Origin of the sequence: Xanthobacter agilis (assembly GCF_021730435.1) — a bacterium.
In the GTDB taxonomy this organism is placed as follows: domain Bacteria; phylum Pseudomonadota; class Alphaproteobacteria; order Rhizobiales; family Xanthobacteraceae; genus Xanthobacter; species Xanthobacter agilis.
Map to the genome: position 1 here is coordinate 17,853 of NZ_JABWGX010000037.1, position 17,092 is coordinate 34,944.

The window sequence follows — 17,092 nt, forward strand, 5'->3', positions numbered from 1 at the left end:
AACGCCATGAGCCAAGACCAGAGCCAAAACCTGAGCCAAGACCTGAGCCAAGACCAGACTCACGCCAACGCCCTCTTTGGAGCCATTCGCGCGGCCATGCCCGCGCCGGATAAAGCCCTCGTCATCCATGCCGATGGCCGCGCCGAGAGCTACGCCGAGGCCCTCGCCCTCTCCGGGCGGCTCGCCAACCTCCTGGTGGCGCGGGGGGTGAGGCCGGGAGACCGGGTGGCGGTGCAGGTGGAAAAATCCTGGCCGGCGCTGGCGCTGTATCTGGCGACGGTGCGCGCGGGCGCGGTCTATCTTCCGCTCAACACCGCCTACACGCTGGTGGAGGTGGCGTATTTCCTCTCCGATGCCGAGCCGGCCCTGTTCGTCTGCCGGCCGGAGATCCTCGCCGCGGCGCGCGCGCTTGCCGACACGGTGAAGGTGCCGGTGGTCGAGACCCTGGGGAGCGAGGGCGCGGGCACCCTCACCGATGCCGCCGCCGCCCTGCCGGATGCCTTCGAGGACGTGGCGCGCGGGCCCGACGACCTGGCGGCGATTCTCTACACCTCGGGCACCACGGGGCGGGCCAAGGGGGCCATGCTCAGCCACGGCAACCTGCTCTCCAATGCCCTGGTGCTGAAGGACCATTGGCGCTTCACGGGCGCCGACGTGCTGATCCACGCTTTGCCCATCTTCCACACCCACGGGCTGTTCGTGGCGTCCAACATCATCCTGCTGGCCGGCGCGTCCATGATCTTCCTGCCGAAGTTCGACGCGGCTGAAGTGCTCGCCCTGATGGCGAAGGCCACCTGCCTCATGGGGGTGCCCACCTTCTACACCCGCCTGCTCGACCAAGACGGCCTCACCCGCGAGACGACGCGGAACATGCGCCTGTTCGTCTCCGGCTCGGCGCCGCTGCTGGCGGAAACCCATCGCGCGTTTCAGGAGCGCACCGGTCATGCCATCCTCGAGCGGTACGGCATGACCGAAACCAACATGAACACCTCGAACCCCTATGACGGCGCGCGCATCGCCGGCACGGTGGGCCTGCCCCTGCCCGGCGTCACGCTGCGCGTGACCGATCCCGACAGCGCCCGCGTGCTCGGACCCGACGAGATCGGCATGATCGAGGTGAAGGGCCCCAACGTGTTCAAGGGCTATTGGCGCATGCCGGAGAAGACCGCCAGCGAGTTTCGCGACGGCTTCTTCATCACCGGCGACCTCGGCAAGATCGATCGCCAGGGCTATGTCAGCATCGTCGGGCGCGGCAAGGATCTCGTCATCACCGGCGGCTTCAACGTCTATCCCAAGGAAGTGGAAAGCGAGATCGACGCCATCCCCGGCGTGCTGGAAAGCGCCGTCATCGGCGTGCCCCACCCCGATTTCGGCGAAGGCGTCACCGCGGTCGTGGTGCTGAAGGCGGGCGTGCGCCTCACCGAGGCCGACATCCATGGCGCGCTGGCCGAGCGGCTCGCCAAGTTCAAGCAACCGAAGACGGTGTTCTTCGTCGCCGAGCTGCCGCGCAACACCATGGGCAAAGTGCAAAAGAACGTGCTGCGCGACACCTATCGGGGGACCTATGGCGTCGCCTGATCCCGGCGCCAGCCGGGCCTAGAACGTCTTCCGTTCGCACCGGCTCGCGTCAGTCGCTCTCAGGTTTTGCATCGGCCCATTTTCTTCACGCGAGCCGCAATCCACCTCGCTTGAAAATGCTCTAACGCTCCACCGGGATCACATCCACGCCCACCGACAGGAGGTGATCCCCGGACGAGACGATGACCCCGTCCACCGGGGCCACGTCCGCATAGTCGCGACCCACGGCGAGGATGATGTGGTCGTCGCCCGCCGGAATGGCATTGGTGGGATCAAGCCCGATCCATCCCGCCTCCGCGCCGCACCAGATTTCGAGCCATGCGTGGGTGGCATCCGCGCCCTCAAGACGAGCCTGCCCCTCCGGCGGCACCGTGCGTAGATAGCCCGACACATAGCGCGCCGGCAGCCCGAGCCCGCGCAGGCCGGCGATCATCACCTGCGCGAAATCCTGGCACACCCCGCGCCGCGCGACGAACGCCTCGTGTGGGGTGGTGGTGACGATGGTCGAGCCCGGCTCATAGGTGAAATCGTCCTTGATGCGGTGCATCAGCTCCAGCCCCGCCTCCAGGATCGGCCGGTCGCCGGGACAGCTTGCGCTGGTCCATTCGGTGATGGCCGCATCCACGGGAATGGCGCGGCTGGGAAACAGGCCATGCACCGGCGAGCGGGGACCGAGATCAAAGGCGCCCGCCGCCGCGGCCCGCACATCATCCACGCTTGGGGTGGCTGAAACCTCGGGCAGCGGGGTCGCGTTCACATCCACCCGGCTGCGGGTGGAAATCTGCAGATAGTCGTGGGGTTGGTCCAGGGTCAGCCAAGTGAGCCCATTGCCGAAGAAGTCGGTGCCCCGCTCCAGCTCGGCCGCTTCCGGCGAAAGGTCGAGCACATGGGCGATGACGTGCTGGTGGCCGGGGCGGTCCATGGGCGTCATGCGCAGCACCTGCCGCGCCACCCGCACCGGCACCGCGTAGGAATAAGAGGTGGTCTGGCGGATGTCGTAGAGCATGCCGCCGCCTCACATCACCAGGGTCATGGTCATTTCGGGCGAATGACCCTGCAGGAAATAATGGGCCGCGATCTCGTCCGACAGCCGCATCAGCACCTTCTCCATCTCGTCGAACCAGGCTGGGGCGAAGCTCTCGGCGGTGGCGGCGGCCAGCTCCGCCCGCATCCGCGCGACAAGGCGCTCCCACAAGGGCGGCGGCGCGTCATGGTCGCGACCGGGCAGCACCCGCAGATGGTCGCCCATGCGATCCACCTGGAACGCCACCGAGCGCGGATTGTCCGGATCAAGCAGCACCAGATCCAGCACCGGGCCCCGCGCTTCCATCATCACATAGCGGCTGCGATAGGTGATCTGGCTATCGGCCACCTGCAACAGGGCGTCGAGCGAGCCGGGCACGCCATGCTCGCCGAAAGTGCGGGCGAAGCGCAGGGTGCTGATGGCCCGCTCGGCCCGCCGCCCCAGCTCCAGGAAGCGCCAGCCGGTGAGCCGGTTCATGTTCTCGCTGGCGAGGCCCGAGAAGGCGGCGATGATGCGCAGCGCCGCATCCGCCCGCTCGTGGGCATCCGCCTCCGAGGGCGCGGCATTGATCGGCGCCATCACGCAGGTTTCGAGATCCACCAGCGCCTTCCAGGCATCGGGCGAGAACCGGTCGCGGATGACCGAGGCCGCCGCCCGAGCCGCCAGCACCAGTTGCGGCAGCGCGCCGGGCACATCGCGCCGCGTCAGCACCGCCACCGCGTAGCGGGCGGGCGTGGCGCGGGCGAGGTCGCGCGGCATCGCCCCCCAGGCGCCCAGCAAACCCAGCAGCCGCGAGACCAGAGGGCTGGTGCCGCTGTCGCCGGTCTCGGCAAGGCGGCCCACCAGCACGCGGGACAGGCGCAGCGTCGCCTCCGCCCGCTCCACATAGCGGCCGAGCCAGAACAGATTGTCGGCCGCCCGGCTCGGCAGCGTGCCCGAGGACCGGCGCACCTTCACATTGTCGGGGCTCGGCAACAGGCTGGCATCGGCCACGGCGTGGTCGGCGAGCACCCAGACGTCGGCGGAACGGTCGCCCTTCTGCAGGGAGATGGCGCGGGCATCGGGCGTCGAAGAGATGCGGCAGAAGCCGCCGGGCATCACCACCCACCCCTTGTCGGTGGCGGCGAGAAACACGCGCAGCATGAACGGGCGCGGCGTCAGCCGCTCGCCGGTCCACACCGGCGTCGTGGAGAGGCGGGCAATGTCCTGCCCCACCAGTTCCACCCCGCGCCGGGCCAGGAGGGTGGAGAGCCGCCGTCGTTCCGCCGCGCTCAGGTCCGCCCCCAGCACCGAGCCGCCGGAGGGCAGCACCGGCACCGGCCGCCCGAACGCGGAGCTGATGACAAGCTCGTCCAGATGCTCCATCACCTGGGCGCGCTCCGCGTCCTGCCCGCACCACCAGGTGCCCACATGGGGCAGCTTCAGAGGCGTGCCCAGCAGCCGCATGGCGATGCGCGGCAGGAAGGCGAGCAGAACCGGCGCCTCCACAAGGCCGCTGCCAAGGGCGTTGGCCAGGGCCACGCCCCCCTCCCGAAGCGCCTGCACCAGGCCCGGCACGCCAAGATGCGAACGGGCGTTCAATTCCAGCGGATCGGCAAAATCGGCATCGAGCCGGCGCAGCAGCACATCGATCCGCCGCAGCCCCGCCACCGTGCGCACATTCACCCGGTCGCCGCGCACCGTGAGATCCTCGCCCTCCACCAATAGGAAACCGAGGTAGCGCGCCAGCAACGCGTGCTCGAAATAGGTCTCGTTCAGGGGGCCAGGCGTGAGCAGGCCAATGCGGCCTTCCCCGGTCCGGTCCAGTTTCATCAGCGAGGTGCGCAGCGCCTGAAAGAAGCCCGCCACCCGCTGCATGTGCAGCGCGCGCGACACGTCCGGCAGGGCGCGGGTCATGGCGAGGCGGTTTTCCAGCGCGTAGCCGGTGCCGGAAGGGGCCTGGGCGCGGTCCGCCAGCACCCACCAGCGGCCATCGGGACCACGGCCCACATCGGCCGCATAGAGGCGCAGGTAACGCCCGCCCGCCGGCTTCACCCCCACCAGCGGCCGCAGGAACTCGTCGCTGCCCGCCACAGCCGCCGCTGGCAGGTCGCCATCGGCCACCAGACGCGCCGGGCCATAGAGATCCTGAAGCACGGCTTCCAGCAGCTCGGCGCGCTGGATGAGACCGGAGGAAAGGGCCGTCCAATCGGACTGCTCGATGAGCAGCGGCACATGGCTCAGCGACCAGGGGCGCTCACCGCCGCCGGCATCGTCATAGACCCGGTAGAAGACCCCCGAATCGCGCAGGTAACGGTCGGCCGAGCCGAATCGGCGGCGCAGTTCCTCGGGCCCCATCCCGGCCAGCGCCGCCAAAAACGGCACCCAGTGGGGCCGTGGACGCCCGTCGGCATCCAGCATCTCGTCGCGGACCCCCGGCAAGGTGCGGTACCCGCCGAGCAGGCTCTCGGCCGCAGCTTTCTCGAAAACCTCGCTGCGTTGGTCCGCACCCGACACGAAGCCCCCTTTTCCCACGACCGCCACCTCGCCCCATGGTCACCCCATGGTCCCCTAGTGGGGTCCTTCATCATGACAGACTTGCATTATGACAGACTTGGCGCCGGATGCATCATCCGCGCCGCAACCGTCCCGCCGTCCCCCGGCGCGTAACCGGACCATGGCTCCAACTGGCCCATGCAGCCCGAAACGCACCACGCCCAAGCCGTTGGCGCAAGCTGTGCGCCTTGTTCCCATGGCGCGCCCGCACCCGCCCCGGCCGCGCCGGATGACGCCCTATGACATCCAAAGATGACAGGACCGCAAAAGCGTCCCCAAGTCCGCGCCCCTGCCCTTCGCGACAGCGACGCGCCCCGGCTGCCCCAGGCGCCCCCGCCCGCGACCATCCCGCAGTCGCGCCGAAGGAGCACGCGCGGCGGCGCACAATGTCAGTTGGCGCACGATACCCTTTGGCGCGCCGCGCCTGGTCCTGACTTCGCACCACGCGCCACAGCTCCCCGGCAGGCGAAGCCCCGGGCCGAGCCGGGACCCCCACGCCCGTGCGGCACGCACCGCCCCCACGGGAGCGGCGCGCGCTGAGCCCCGCGCCTCACACCCCGATCGGCCGCCGCAGATCAAGGGTCGTGGGGAACTCGTCCGGCGCCGTCTCGGCGGGGACATGGGTGACGCCCGGCGTATGCCCGTAATCCTGGAAGCGGGCGAGGCGGCGCGCCTCCGCCTCGTAGGAATTGACCGGGAACGTGTCGTAGCTGCGCCCGCCCGGATGGGACACGTAATAGACGCATCCCCCGCGCGACCGCTGGCTCCAGGTGTCAACGATGTCGAACGTCAGCGGCGAGTGGACCGGAACGGTCGGGTGCAGCCCGGACCAGGGTTGCCAGGCCTTGTAGCGCACCCCGGCGACGAAGGTGCCGTTGCGCCCGGTGGGCGCCACCGGAACCCGGCGACCGTTGCAGGTGAGGATATGGCGCGAGGGATTGAAGCCCTCCACCGTCACCTGCAGACGCTCCACCGACGAGTCCACATAGCGGGCGGTGCCGCCGATGACCCCTTCCTCGCCCAGCACATGCCAGCATTCGAGCGCCTGGCGGATTTCCAGGTCCACGCCGGCCCGCTGCGTCTTGCCGAACGCGGGGAACCGGAACTCGTACTGCGCCTTGAACCACTCCGGATCGAAGGCGTAGCCGGCCGCGCCGAGGTCATCCAGCACGTCCAGGAAGTCCTGCCACACATAGTGGGGCAGCATGAAGCGATCGTTGAGGATGGTGCCCCAGCGGGTCGCATGGCCCTGCACCGGCGCCCGCCACAGGCGGGCGATGAGCGCCCGCAGCAACAATTGCTGGGCAAGGCTCATGCGCCAGTCCGGCGGCATCTCGAAGCAGCGGAACTCCACCAACCCCAGCCGACCGGTGGGACCGTCCGGCGAATAGAACTTATCGATGGAAATTTCCGTGCGATGGGTGTTGCCGGTCACGTCCACCAGGATGTTGCGCAGCAGCCGGTCCACCAGCCACGGCGGCGGCGGCAGTTCGCCGCCCGGCAGCGGGATCTTGGAAAGGGCGATCTCGAACTCGTACAGGCTGTCGTGCCGCGCCTCGTCGATGCGCGGATGCTGCGAGGTCGGCCCGATGAACAGCCCCGAGAACATGTAGGACAGCGAGGGATGGCGCTGCCAATACAGCAACAGGCTTTTCAGCAGGTCGGGCCGGCGCAGGAACGGGCTGTCGGCCGGGGTGGTGCCGCCCACCACCACATGGTTGCCGCCGCCGGTTCCGGTGTGGCGCCCGTCCACCATGAACTTCTCGGTACCGAGCCGCGCCAGCCGCGCTTCCTCATACAGGATGCGGGTGACGTCCACGCAGCCGTCCCACGACGCGGACGGGTGGATGTTCACTTCCAGCACGCCGGGATCGGGCGACAGGCGGATCAGGTTCAGGCGATAATCGAACGGCGGCGGATAGCCTTCGAGGTGCAGCGGCGTGTTCAGCTCGATCGCCACCTGCTCGATGGCGGCGATGAGGTCCAAATAATCCTCGAGGGTGTCGAGCGGCGGCAGGAACACGCACAGGCGGCCGCCGCGCGGCTCCACGCACAAGGCGGTGCGGGTGTCCGCCGCGTCGATCTGCTGATCGTGCTTCAGCAAATATTCCTGCACCAGGGCCTGGGCGCGCTCTCCGACACCATAGGCCTCCGTGCGCGGTGCCACCGAATAGCGCTCGCGGCCGTCGGGGCTGGTGCCGCGATAGCGATCCGCCAGCGCGTCCGCATCCGGCAGCGGCCCGCGCGGCTCGAACGGGTCCATGGGCGCGATGTGCGGATAGCGGGTCGGCGCGAGATATTGGAGGGAATCGAGCGGCAGGCGGTAGCCCATCGGGCTCTCGCCCGGGATCAGGAACAGGAATTCGCGGCGGAAGGTCCAGGCCTCCGAAGCCCAGACCGTCCCCTCGGGCGTCTCCGCCCGCCGCAGCGGCAGCACCGAACCGGTGGGATTGGCAAGCCCCTGGTTGAAGGTGCGGGCCAGCATGCGGCGCTGCGCCGCGTCGGCCATGCGCTCGTCGCCGGGGGTGATGTTCTCGGGAAGGCACTGCTCCTTCCACAGGTAATAGATATTGTCCTCGAAGGCCGGCTGCACGAACTGCGGGCCCACCTTCAGCTTCTCGGCCACCGCCTTGATGAAGCGCTCGGCATCCGCCGGCCCCACCCCATAATCGGTCGTCTCGTCGGCAATCAGGTCCTCGCGCCGCCACATAGGCTGGCCGTCCTTGCGCCAGAACAGATCGAACGACCAGCGCGGCAGTTGCTCGCCCGGATACCACTTGCCCTGGCCGTAGTGCAGCACGCCCTCGGACGAGAAGCGGCGGCGCAGGCGGCGGATGAGATCATCGGCGCGCACGCGCTTCTGCGGCCCGAGCGCCTCGGTGTTCCACTCCGGCGCCTGATAGTCATCGATGGAGACGAAGGTCGGCTCGCCGCCCATGGTGAGCCGCACATCCCCGGCCGCCAGATCCTCGTCCACTTTCTTGCCGAGGCTGTCGAGCGCCGCCCAGGTTTCGTCCGAGAAGGGATAGGTGACGCGCGGCGCCTCCGCCACGCGGGCCACGCTCATCTCGAAGCCGAACTCGGCCTCCGACTTCTCCATCAGATAGCCGGTGATGGGCGCGGCGGAGCGGTAATGGGGCGTCGCCGCCAGCGGAATATGCCCCTCGCCGCACAACAGGCCCGAGGTCGGGTCGAGACCGATCCAGCCGGCGCCGGGCACATAGACCTCGCACCAGGCATGGAGGTCGGTGAAATCCACGTCGGTGCCGGAGGGACCGTCCAGGGACTTCACGTCCGGCTTCAACTGGATCAGGTAACCGGAGACGAATCGCGCGGCGAGGCCCAGATGGCGCAGCACCTGCACCAGCAGCCAGCCGGTGTCGCGGCAGGAGCCGAGCTTGCGCGTCAGCGTCTCGTCGGGCGTCTGCACGCCCGGCTCCATGCGGATGACGTAGCCGATCTCCTTCTGAAGGAGCTGGTTCAGCTCCACCAGGAAGTCGACGATGCGCCGCTCCTCGCGCGAGATCGACGCCACGAACGATTCGAACAGCGCCCCCTCGTGCTCCAGTTCGAGATAGGGCGCGAGTTCCGCCTTCAGCTCAGGAGCGTAGATGAACGGGAAGTTCTCCGCATAATCCTCGACGAAGAAGTCGAAGGGATTGATGACATCGAGCTTGGCCAACAGGTCGACCTCGACCTTGAACTCCTCGACCTTCTCGGGAAAGACGATGCGCGCCAGCCAGTTGCCGAACGGGTCCTGCTGCCAGTTGATGAAATGCTGGGCCGGGGAAATCTTCAGCGCGTAGGCGGGAATCTCAGTCCGGCTATGGGGAGCGGGGCGCAGACGGATGGTCTGCGGGCCGAGCACGACCGGCCGCTCGTAGCGATAGCTCGTGACGTGATGCAGGCTCGCGAGAATGGACATGAAGAAGCACCTGGTCCTGCGGGCCGGTCCGGCCCTCGGGTGGATGGGACAAGGTTAGACAAGGCTGTCCTGAGGCGGAAGCGCGACTTTACGGCGGCATCCGCCTCCCATTGAGGCAGATGCCGCCGTGGTTCGCATGCGATCCGGCCCGCGCTCAGGCAGATGCCGGCGCGCTCGGCGGTGCCGGCTCTTCCGGCGGCCGCTGCGGCGCGACCTTCTTTTTCTTGCCGCGCTCCTCGAACCGCTGCAGCACCGTGAAGAAGGACGGCACGAACAGGACGGCGAGGCAGGTCGAGGCCAGCATGCCCGACACCACGGCGATGCCGATGGACTTGCGGGAATTGGCGCCGGCCCCGGTGGCGAACACCAGCGGCAGCACGCCGAGGATGAACGCGAACGAGGTCATCAGGATCGGTCGGAACCGCAGGCGCGCCGCCTCCACCGCCGCATCCGTGATCTCCATCCCCTCAGCCCGTTTCTCGCGCGCATACTCGACGATCAGGATCGCGTTTTTCGACGCCAGCGCGATCAGGAGCACGAGGCCGATCTGCGTGTAGAGATTGTTCGAGACCCCGAGGCTGAGCAGGGCGCCCACGGTTCCCAGCAGCGCCAGCGGCACCGCCAGGATCACCGACATGGGCTGGATCCAGCTCTCATATTGCCCGGCCAGAACGAAATAGACGAGCAGGATGGCTAGGCCGAACACATAATAGATCTGATTGCCCACCGCCTCTTCCTGGAACGACATGGCGGTCCACTCGAACCCCGTTGCCGGCGGCAGAGTGGAGGCGGCGATCTGCTCCATCAGCTGCATCGCCTGCCCAGAGGAAAAGCCCTTCGCATTGGAGCCGACGACCGTGGACGAGGGATAGAGATTGTAGAGCGAAATCAGGGGCGGTCCCTGCGTCGTCTTCACTTCCACCATGGAGCCGATCGGCACCATGGTGCCCTGCGGCGTGCGCACCTTCAGGGCCAACAGGTCCGCCGGCGTGACGCGGAAGCGGGAGTCCGCCTGCACGTAGACCTGGAAGACGTTGCCGAAGCGGGTGATCTGATTGACGTAGGTCGAGCCGAGATAGGACGAGATGGTGTCGAACACCTGGCCGACCGTCACGCCCAGGGTTTCCGCCATGACGCGGTTGACCGTGACCTCAAGCTGCGGCGCCCCGGCGCGGAACGAGGTCGCCACGTGCGACAGCGCCGATTGCGCCCGCGCCTTCTCCACCATCGAGTTGGTGATCTGCGCCAGCAGGGTGTAGTCGAAATTGCCGTTGCGCAGCTGCGGCTGCATGGTGAAGCCGGCGGCGTTGCCGATGCCCTGAATGGCCGGCGGCACCAGGATCAGCACCTGCGCCTCCTGCACATCCGCCACCGCCTTATTGAGGTTCTCGTAAAGCGATAGCAGGTCCTCACCCTTGACCTTGCCGGAATAACGCTCATCCCACGGCGTGAGCGTCACATAGATCACGCCCGCATTGGCGAGGGTGGCGGAATTGTCCATCACCGAAATGCCCGAAATGGCGAGCGCGGTCTGGACCCCCGGCACCTTGCGCACCTTTTCCGACACCTCGCCCATCACCACCTTGGTGCGGTTCATGTTGGCGCCGTCGGGCAGTTGCACCGCCACCAGGAAGTAGCCCTGATCCTCGATCGGCAGGAACGAGGTCGGAACACGGGTGATGCCGTAGCCGGCCACGCCGATGAGGGCGAGGGCAACCAGAACCATCGCCCCGGAATGATGCACCATGCGGGACATCAGGCCCGCATACCAGTGCTCCGCCCGACCATAGACGGCATTGAAGCCGCGATAGACGATGTTGCGCTTTTCCGGCGGAACCGGCTTACGCAGCCACAGGGCGCACTGGGTGGGCTTCAGCGTGGCGGCGTTGATGGCCGAGATGAAGGCGGTCGCGGCGATGACGAGCGCGAACTGCTTGAACATCTGCCCCGACAGGCCCGGAATGAAGGACGCCGGCAGGAACACCGACATCAGCACCAAAGTGATGCCGACCACGGGACCGAACAGCTCGTCCATGGCCTTTTCGGCCGCCGGCTGGCCCTCCATCCCCTCCTCGATGTGACGTGCCACGCCTTCCACGATCACGATGGCGTCGTCCACCACGATGCCGATGGCCAGGATGATGGCGAACAGCGTGGAGATATTGATGGTGAAGCCCATGGCGTCCATGGCGGCGAAGGCGCCGATGATGGTCACCGGAACCGTGGTCGCCGGAACCAGCGTTGCCCGCCAGTCCTGGAGGAACATCAAGATCACCACCAGCACCAGGATCGCCGCCTCGAACAAGGTCTTCCAGACCTCATCGATGGAGGCGGACACGAACCAGGTGGTGTTGAACGGGATGCTGTATTCGAGCCCTTCGGGGAAGCCCTTCTTCAGCTCCTCCATCTTGCTCGCGATCAGGTCGGACACATCGAGCGCGTTGGCATTGGGCAATTGGAAAATGCCGATGCCGGCGGCCGGCTTGCCGTTCTGGGTGAAATCGCGCGAATAGCTCTGCGCGCCCAGCTCCACGCGCCCGATGTCCCGGATGCGGACGATGCGGCCGCCATCCTGATTGTCGACTTTCACGATGATGTTTTCATAGTCCGCCGCATCGTTGAGGCGGCCCTTGATGTTCACCGTGTACTGGAAGGCGGCATTGGAGGGCGCCGGCGGAATGCCGAGCTGGCCCGGGGTGACGAGCTGGCTCTGCTTTTCGATGGCATTGGAGATGTTGGTCGGCGTCAGGCCGAACGCCTGCATCTTGTCCGGGTCCATCCAGACGCGCAGCGCGTAGGTGCCGGTGCCGAAGATGACCACGTTGCCGACACCCGGCACGCGCTCCAGCTCGTTCTGGATGTTGATGATGCCGTAATTGTTCAGATACAGGCCGTCATAGCGGCCATCCGGCGAGATGAGGGTCACGAACTCCATGATGGAGGTGCCCTTCTGCAGGATGGTCACGCCCTGGGCCTGCACCGCCTGGGGGAGCGAGGCGAGGGCGATGTTGACCCGGTTCTGCACCAGCACCTGCGCCATGTTCGGATCGGTGCCGATGGCGAAGGTGACGACCAGCGTGTAGCTGCCGTCGGAGGCCGACCAGGACTGCATGTAGAGCATGCCCTCGACGCCGTTCACCTGCTGCTCGATGGGCAAGGCCACGGTGTCGATGAGCGTCTTGGCCGAGGCGCCCGGATAGCTGGTGGTGACCGACACCGTGGGCGGCACGATGTTTGGATACTGGGCCACCGGCAGCCGGATGAGCGACACGAGGCCGATCAGCACGAAAACCAGGGCCAGCACGTTCGAAAGAACCGGCCTCTCGATGAAAAAGCGCGAGATCATGGGCGCCGCGTCCTGGCGTTCGAGGGGCGGATCAGTTCTTCGGAGCCGCGGGCACGGGCACCGCGGGGCTCTGGCCTTCGACCGGGGTCGGCTGCACCGGGGCGGTGATGGCGCCCTTCTCCACGGTCACCTTCGAGCCGGGCACGGCCCGCTGGATGCCGTTGACCACGACGCGATCCCCTTCCTTCAGCCCGCCTTCCACGGCCCTCAGGCCATTAGGCTGAAGCTGGCCCTGCTTGATCTGCACCTGGGAGACCGTGTTGTCCGCCGACACCGTCAGCACATACGGGCCCAGCTGATTCTCGCTGATGATCGAATCCGGCACCAGCAGGGTGGGAACCGCCTTGCCGAGCGGCAGCCGCACCCGTGCGAACAGGCCGGGCAGCAGCGACAGCTTCGAATTGTCGAAAATGCCGCGCACCGTCAGGGTGCCGAGGTTCGGGTCGACCTGCGGCGCGATGTAGTCGAGCTTGCCCTGGTGGGGGAAGCCGGTTTCCGTCTGCAGCCCGATCTCGACCGGCACCGCGCTCGGATTTTCGCGCAGGGTCATCATCTGGTGGCCGGCCTTGGCCATCCCCTCCTTGATGTTGAGCACCTGCTGCTCACTCAGGGAGAACCAGACGTAGATGGGGTTCACCTCGACGATGGTGGCGAGCTTGGTCGGGCCGGAATAGCCCACCAGCGCGCCCACGTCCTGAAGGTGGGCGGTGACCACGCCGTCGAACGGCGCGCGCACTTCCGTGTAGCCGAGATTGATGAGGGCAAGGTCCAGCGAGGCCTGTGCGTTCTGCACGTCCGCCACCGCCCCGTCACGCTTGGCACGGGCCTGGTCGAGGGTCGCCTGGGAGGCGAAGTCCTGCTTGGCGAGCTGATTCTGCCGATTGAACTCGGCCTCGGCCTGGACCTGAGATGCCTGCTTGGCGGCCAGGGTCGCCTTGGCCTGGGCGACATCGGCCTTGTAGACGTCCTGCTCGATGACGAACAGCAGGTCGCCCTTCTTCACCACCTGACCGTCGGCATAGTTGATCGAGGTCAGGAAGCCCTGCACACGCGCGTTCAGGTCCACCGAATTGATGGACGCCGTGTTGCCGGTGAGCTCCAGATAGGTGGTCACCGGTTGCTGGATGACCTCTGCCACCGTCACGGTCGGGGGCGGTGGAGCCACATAGGTGTTCTTCTCCTCGCATGCCGCGAGAAGGAAGGCCGCGCAGCACACCACGCCTGTGCGCCGCAGCAATGCAGCCGCCCGAATACCCCCCACCATGCGAAATCCCCCGTCACTCGAACGGCGGGATACTAAGCATGCGGTCGTGACGTGTCCATGCGAGGAATTGGTCGCTTCTGTGACAGCGGCGCCTTCCGAGGGCGCGCCGCGCCCCGAACCGGGCCGCAACGGCGCGGTCCCGGCAGCGCCTTCCCCAAAGGCGTGCCCACGCGCCCGTCGGGAACCTGCGCGTTCCGGAGACTGAACACCCCCGCCTCGCATTGACATTGCCCCAACCCGTTCATAAGTGTCCGCGTGGCATTTGACCCGCCGAAAGGCGGAGGGGTTGCGGCTGCGCGCATCGTCGCGGCACCCGCGTGAGGCCCCGTCCGACTTGCTGACGCCCCATTGGGGGTGTCCAAAGGCGCACCATTTCCCGGAGGGTCCGGCGGCCCGTCTCCGCCCTCCTTAAAGACCCGACGGATCGGAACAGAGAACAACCATGTTAGGTGGACTTGCCCGCAAGCTCTTCGGCTCCGCAAACGATCGCCGGGTGAAGGCGTACCGGCCCCGGGTCCAGGCCATCACCGCCCTGGAAAAGGAGATGGAGGCCCTCTCCGACGATGCGCTGCGCGCCCGCACGGCCGAGTTCCGCGACCAGATCGCCGCCGGCAAGGCCCTCGACGACCTGCTGATTCCCGCCTTCGCCACCGCCCGCGAGGCCGCGAAGCGCGTGCTGGGCATGCGCCCGTTCGATGTGCAGCTGATCGGCGGCATGGTCCTGCACGAGGGCGGCATCGCCGAGATGAAGACCGGCGAGGGCAAGACCCTCATGGCCACCCTGCCGGTCTATCTCAATGCCCTGGCCGGCAAGGGCGTGCATGTGGTGACGGTGAACGACTACCTCGCCAAGCGCGACGCCGAATGGATGGCCAAGCTCTACGGCTTCCTGGGCCTGTCCACGGGCATCATCGTCCACGGGCTCGATGATGCCGAGCGGCACGCCGCCTATCACAGCGACATCACCTACGCCACCAACAACGAGCTCGGCTTCGACTACCTGCGCGACAATATGAAGTATGAGCGCGCGCAGATGGTGCAGCGCCCGCACTTCTTCGCCATCGTGGACGAGGTGGATTCCATCCTCATCGACGAGGCGCGCACGCCGCTCATCATCTCCGGCCCGCTCGACGACCGCTCCGATTTTTACAACACCATCGACGTGTATATCCCCCGCCTCGCCAAGGAAGACTATGAGGTGGACGAGAAGCAGCGCGCCGTGACCATGACCGAGGCCGGCATGGAAAAGATGGAGCAGATGCTCAAGGACGCGGGCGTGCTCAAGTCCGAGAGCCTCTACGACATCGAGAACGTGTCGGTGGTCCACCATGTGAACCAGGCCATGCGCGCCCACAAGCTGTTCCAGCGCGACAAGGACTACATCGTGCGCAACGGCGAGGTGGTCATCATCGACGAGTTCACCGGCCGCATGATGCCCGGCCGGCGCTATTCGGAGGGCCTGCACCAGGCCCTGGAGGCCAAGGAGCACGTTCAGGTGCAGCCCGAGAACCAGACGCTGGCCTCCATCACCTTCCAGAATTATTTCCGCCTGTACCAGAAGCTTGCCGGCATGACCGGCACCGCCTCCACCGAGGCGGCCGAGTTCGCCGACATCTACAAGCTCGACGTGGTGGAAATCCCCACCAACATGCCGATCGCCCGCGTGGACGACGACGACGAGGTCTACCGCACCGCCGGCGAGAAATACGCGGCCATCATCGCGCTCATCAAGGATTGCGGCGAGCGCGGCCAGCCGGTGCTGGTCGGCACCACCTCCATCGAGAAGTCCGAGCTCATCGCCGAACTGCTCAAGACGGCGGGCCTCGAGCAGCGCGACTTCTCGGACCCGGCGGCGCTCACCGGCATCGACACGTCCGGCAAGATGTTCTCGGTGCTGAACGCCCGCTATCACGAGCAAGAGGCCTACATCGTCTCCCAGGCCGGCGTGCCGGGCGCCATCACCATCGCCACCAACATGGCCGGGCGCGGCACCGACATCAAGCTCGGCGGTTCGGCCGACATGCGCATCGAGAACGAATTGCGCGAGCTGCCTGAAGGCCCAGAGCGCTCGGCGGCGGCGGACCGGATCCGCGCCGAGGTGGAGGAACTGAAGCAGGTGGCCCTCAAGGCCGGCGGCCTGTTCGTGCTCGGCACCGAGCGCCACGAGAGCCGCCGCATCGATAACCAGTTGCGCGGCCGCTCCGGCCGCCAGGGCGATCCCGGCCACTCCAAATTCTTCCTCTCCCTGGAAGACGACCTGATGCGCATCTTCGGGTCCGACCGGCTCGACGGCATGCTGCAGAAGCTCGGCCTGAAGGAAGGCGAGGCCATCATCCACCCCTGGATCAACAAGGCCCTGGAAAAGGCCCAGCAAAAGGTGGAAGCGCGTAATTACGACATGCGCAAGAACGTCCTGAAGTATGACGACGTTCTGAACGACCAGCGCAAGGTCGTGTTCGAGCAGCGCCTGGAGCTGATGAACGACGAGGATGTGGCCGGCACGGTGGAGGACATGCGCCATGCCCTCGTCACCGAGATCGTGGCCAAGCACATTCCCGAGAATGCCTACCCCGAGCAATGGGACACCGCAGGCCTGCATCAGGCCCTGCTGGAGGCCGTCAACCTCGACCTGCCGGTGGAGGATTGGGCCAAGGAAGAGGGCATCGCCGGGCCCGAGGTCAGCGAGCGCATCGTCCGCGCCGCCGACACGTGGATGGCCGCCAAGGCGGCCCAGTACGGACCGGAGCTGATGCGCTACGTGGAGAAGTCCATTCTTCTCCAGACCCTCGACCATCTGTGGCGCGAGCATATCGCCATGCTCGACCACCTGCGGCAGGTGGTGGGCCTGCGCGGCTATGCTCAGCGCGATCCGCTCAACGAATACAAGTCCGAAGCCTTCAACCTGTTCTCCGCCATGCTGAACCGCCTGCGCGAGGTGGTCACCGCCCAGCTCATGCGGGTGGAGATCGTCACGCAGCCGCCGGAGGAAGAGCTGCCGGTCATGGAGGCGCACCACGCCGATCCGGTGACCGGAGACGACGAGATGGCCGAGGTTGCCGCCGCCATCGGCAGCCGTCCGCAGCCGCTGCTCGCCGGCGACCTCGCGGTGGCAGAGCGCGATCCGCGCGACCCCTCGTCCTGGGGCAAGGTCGGCCGCAACGAGATGTGCCCCTGCGGTTCCGGCAAGAAGTACAAGCACTGCCACGGCCGCTTCGCCTGAGGCGAAGCCCGGCGCTTCCACGCGCCCCGGCTCGGGGAGGGTGGAAGCGCATGGAGGGGCGCCGTCGCGCGGCCCCTGCCGGCCCCCCGGATCCATCGCCGCGGCTCCTGACGCCGCGCCGCGGGCACGGCGTCAGGCCTCCTCGGCAGGGCTCCTCGAAATAAACAAAGGGCCGGATCTCGTCCGCAATGTGCGCGGAC

Annotated in this window: 7 protein-coding genes; 2 read left to right on the forward strand and 5 right to left on the reverse strand. The window is 67.1% G+C overall.

Going from position 1 to position 17,092, the window contains the following annotated elements; genetic code table 11:
- The first annotated feature begins 6 nt into the window (after nt 1–6).
- Nucleotides 7–1,578 carry a malonate--CoA ligase gene (locus HUW53_RS19950; protein WP_237347512.1) on the forward strand — a complete coding sequence of 524 codons (1,572 nt, stop codon included), beginning with the start codon at nt 7–9 and terminating at the stop codon, nt 1,576–1,578.
- A gap of 121 nt (nt 1,579–1,699) precedes the next feature.
- Here HUW53_RS19950 and HUW53_RS19955 read toward each other — a convergent pair whose 3' ends face one another.
- The 5 genes from HUW53_RS19955 to HUW53_RS19975 form a co-directional block, all read right to left on the reverse strand.
- Complete coding sequence (locus HUW53_RS19955) at nt 1,700–2,584, reverse strand: transglutaminase family protein (RefSeq protein ID WP_237347513.1); 885 nt, start codon at nt 2,582–2,584, stop codon at nt 1,700–1,702.
- 9 nt (nt 2,585–2,593) lie between these two features.
- Nucleotides 2,594–5,098 carry a circularly permuted type 2 ATP-grasp protein gene (locus HUW53_RS19960; protein ID WP_307500585.1) on the reverse strand — a complete coding sequence of 835 codons (2,505 nt, stop codon included), beginning with the start codon at nt 5,096–5,098 and terminating at the stop codon, nt 2,594–2,596.
- A 589-nt stretch (nt 5,099–5,687) separates the two neighbouring features.
- On the reverse strand, nt 5,688–9,062 hold the full coding sequence (locus HUW53_RS19965) for a transglutaminase family protein (protein WP_237347514.1): 3,375 nt from the start codon (nt 9,060–9,062) through the stop codon (nt 5,688–5,690).
- A 154-nt stretch (nt 9,063–9,216) separates the two neighbouring features.
- Nucleotides 9,217–12,408 (reverse strand): efflux RND transporter permease subunit, encoded by a 3,192-nt coding sequence (locus HUW53_RS19970; RefSeq protein ID WP_237347515.1) that lies wholly within the window; start codon nt 12,406–12,408, stop codon nt 9,217–9,219.
- A 31-nt stretch (nt 12,409–12,439) separates the two neighbouring features.
- Nucleotides 12,440–13,672 carry an efflux RND transporter periplasmic adaptor subunit gene (locus HUW53_RS19975; protein ID WP_237347516.1) on the reverse strand — a complete coding sequence of 411 codons (1,233 nt, stop codon included), beginning with the start codon at nt 13,670–13,672 and terminating at the stop codon, nt 12,440–12,442.
- A 442-nt stretch (nt 13,673–14,114) separates the two neighbouring features.
- On the opposite strand from HUW53_RS19975, the gene secA reads away from it, so the two are divergent.
- Entirely contained in the window at nt 14,115–16,892 is a 2,778-nt protein-coding gene (secA, locus tag HUW53_RS19980) for a preprotein translocase subunit SecA (protein WP_237347517.1), read from the forward strand.
- Nucleotides 16,893–17,092: the final 200 nt, after the last annotated feature.

Coding starts and splice junctions, on each gene's coding strand:
- secA (WP_237347517.1), top strand. CDS start 14,115: ATGTTAGGTGGACTTGCCCGCAAGCTCTTCGGCTCCGCAAACGATCGC.
- HUW53_RS19950 (WP_237347512.1), top strand. CDS start 7: ATGAGCCAAGACCAGAGCCAAAACCTGAGCCAAGACCTGAGCCAAGAC.
- HUW53_RS19965 (WP_237347514.1), bottom strand. CDS start 9,062: ATGTCCATTCTCGCGAGCCTGCATCACGTCACGAGCTATCGCTACGAG.
- HUW53_RS19970 (WP_237347515.1), bottom strand. CDS start 12,408: ATGATCTCGCGCTTTTTCATCGAGAGGCCGGTTCTTTCGAACGTGCTG.
- HUW53_RS19975 (WP_237347516.1), bottom strand. CDS start 13,672: ATGGTGGGGGGTATTCGGGCGGCTGCATTGCTGCGGCGCACAGGCGTG.
- HUW53_RS19955 (WP_237347513.1), bottom strand. CDS start 2,584: ATGCTCTACGACATCCGCCAGACCACCTCTTATTCCTACGCGGTGCCG.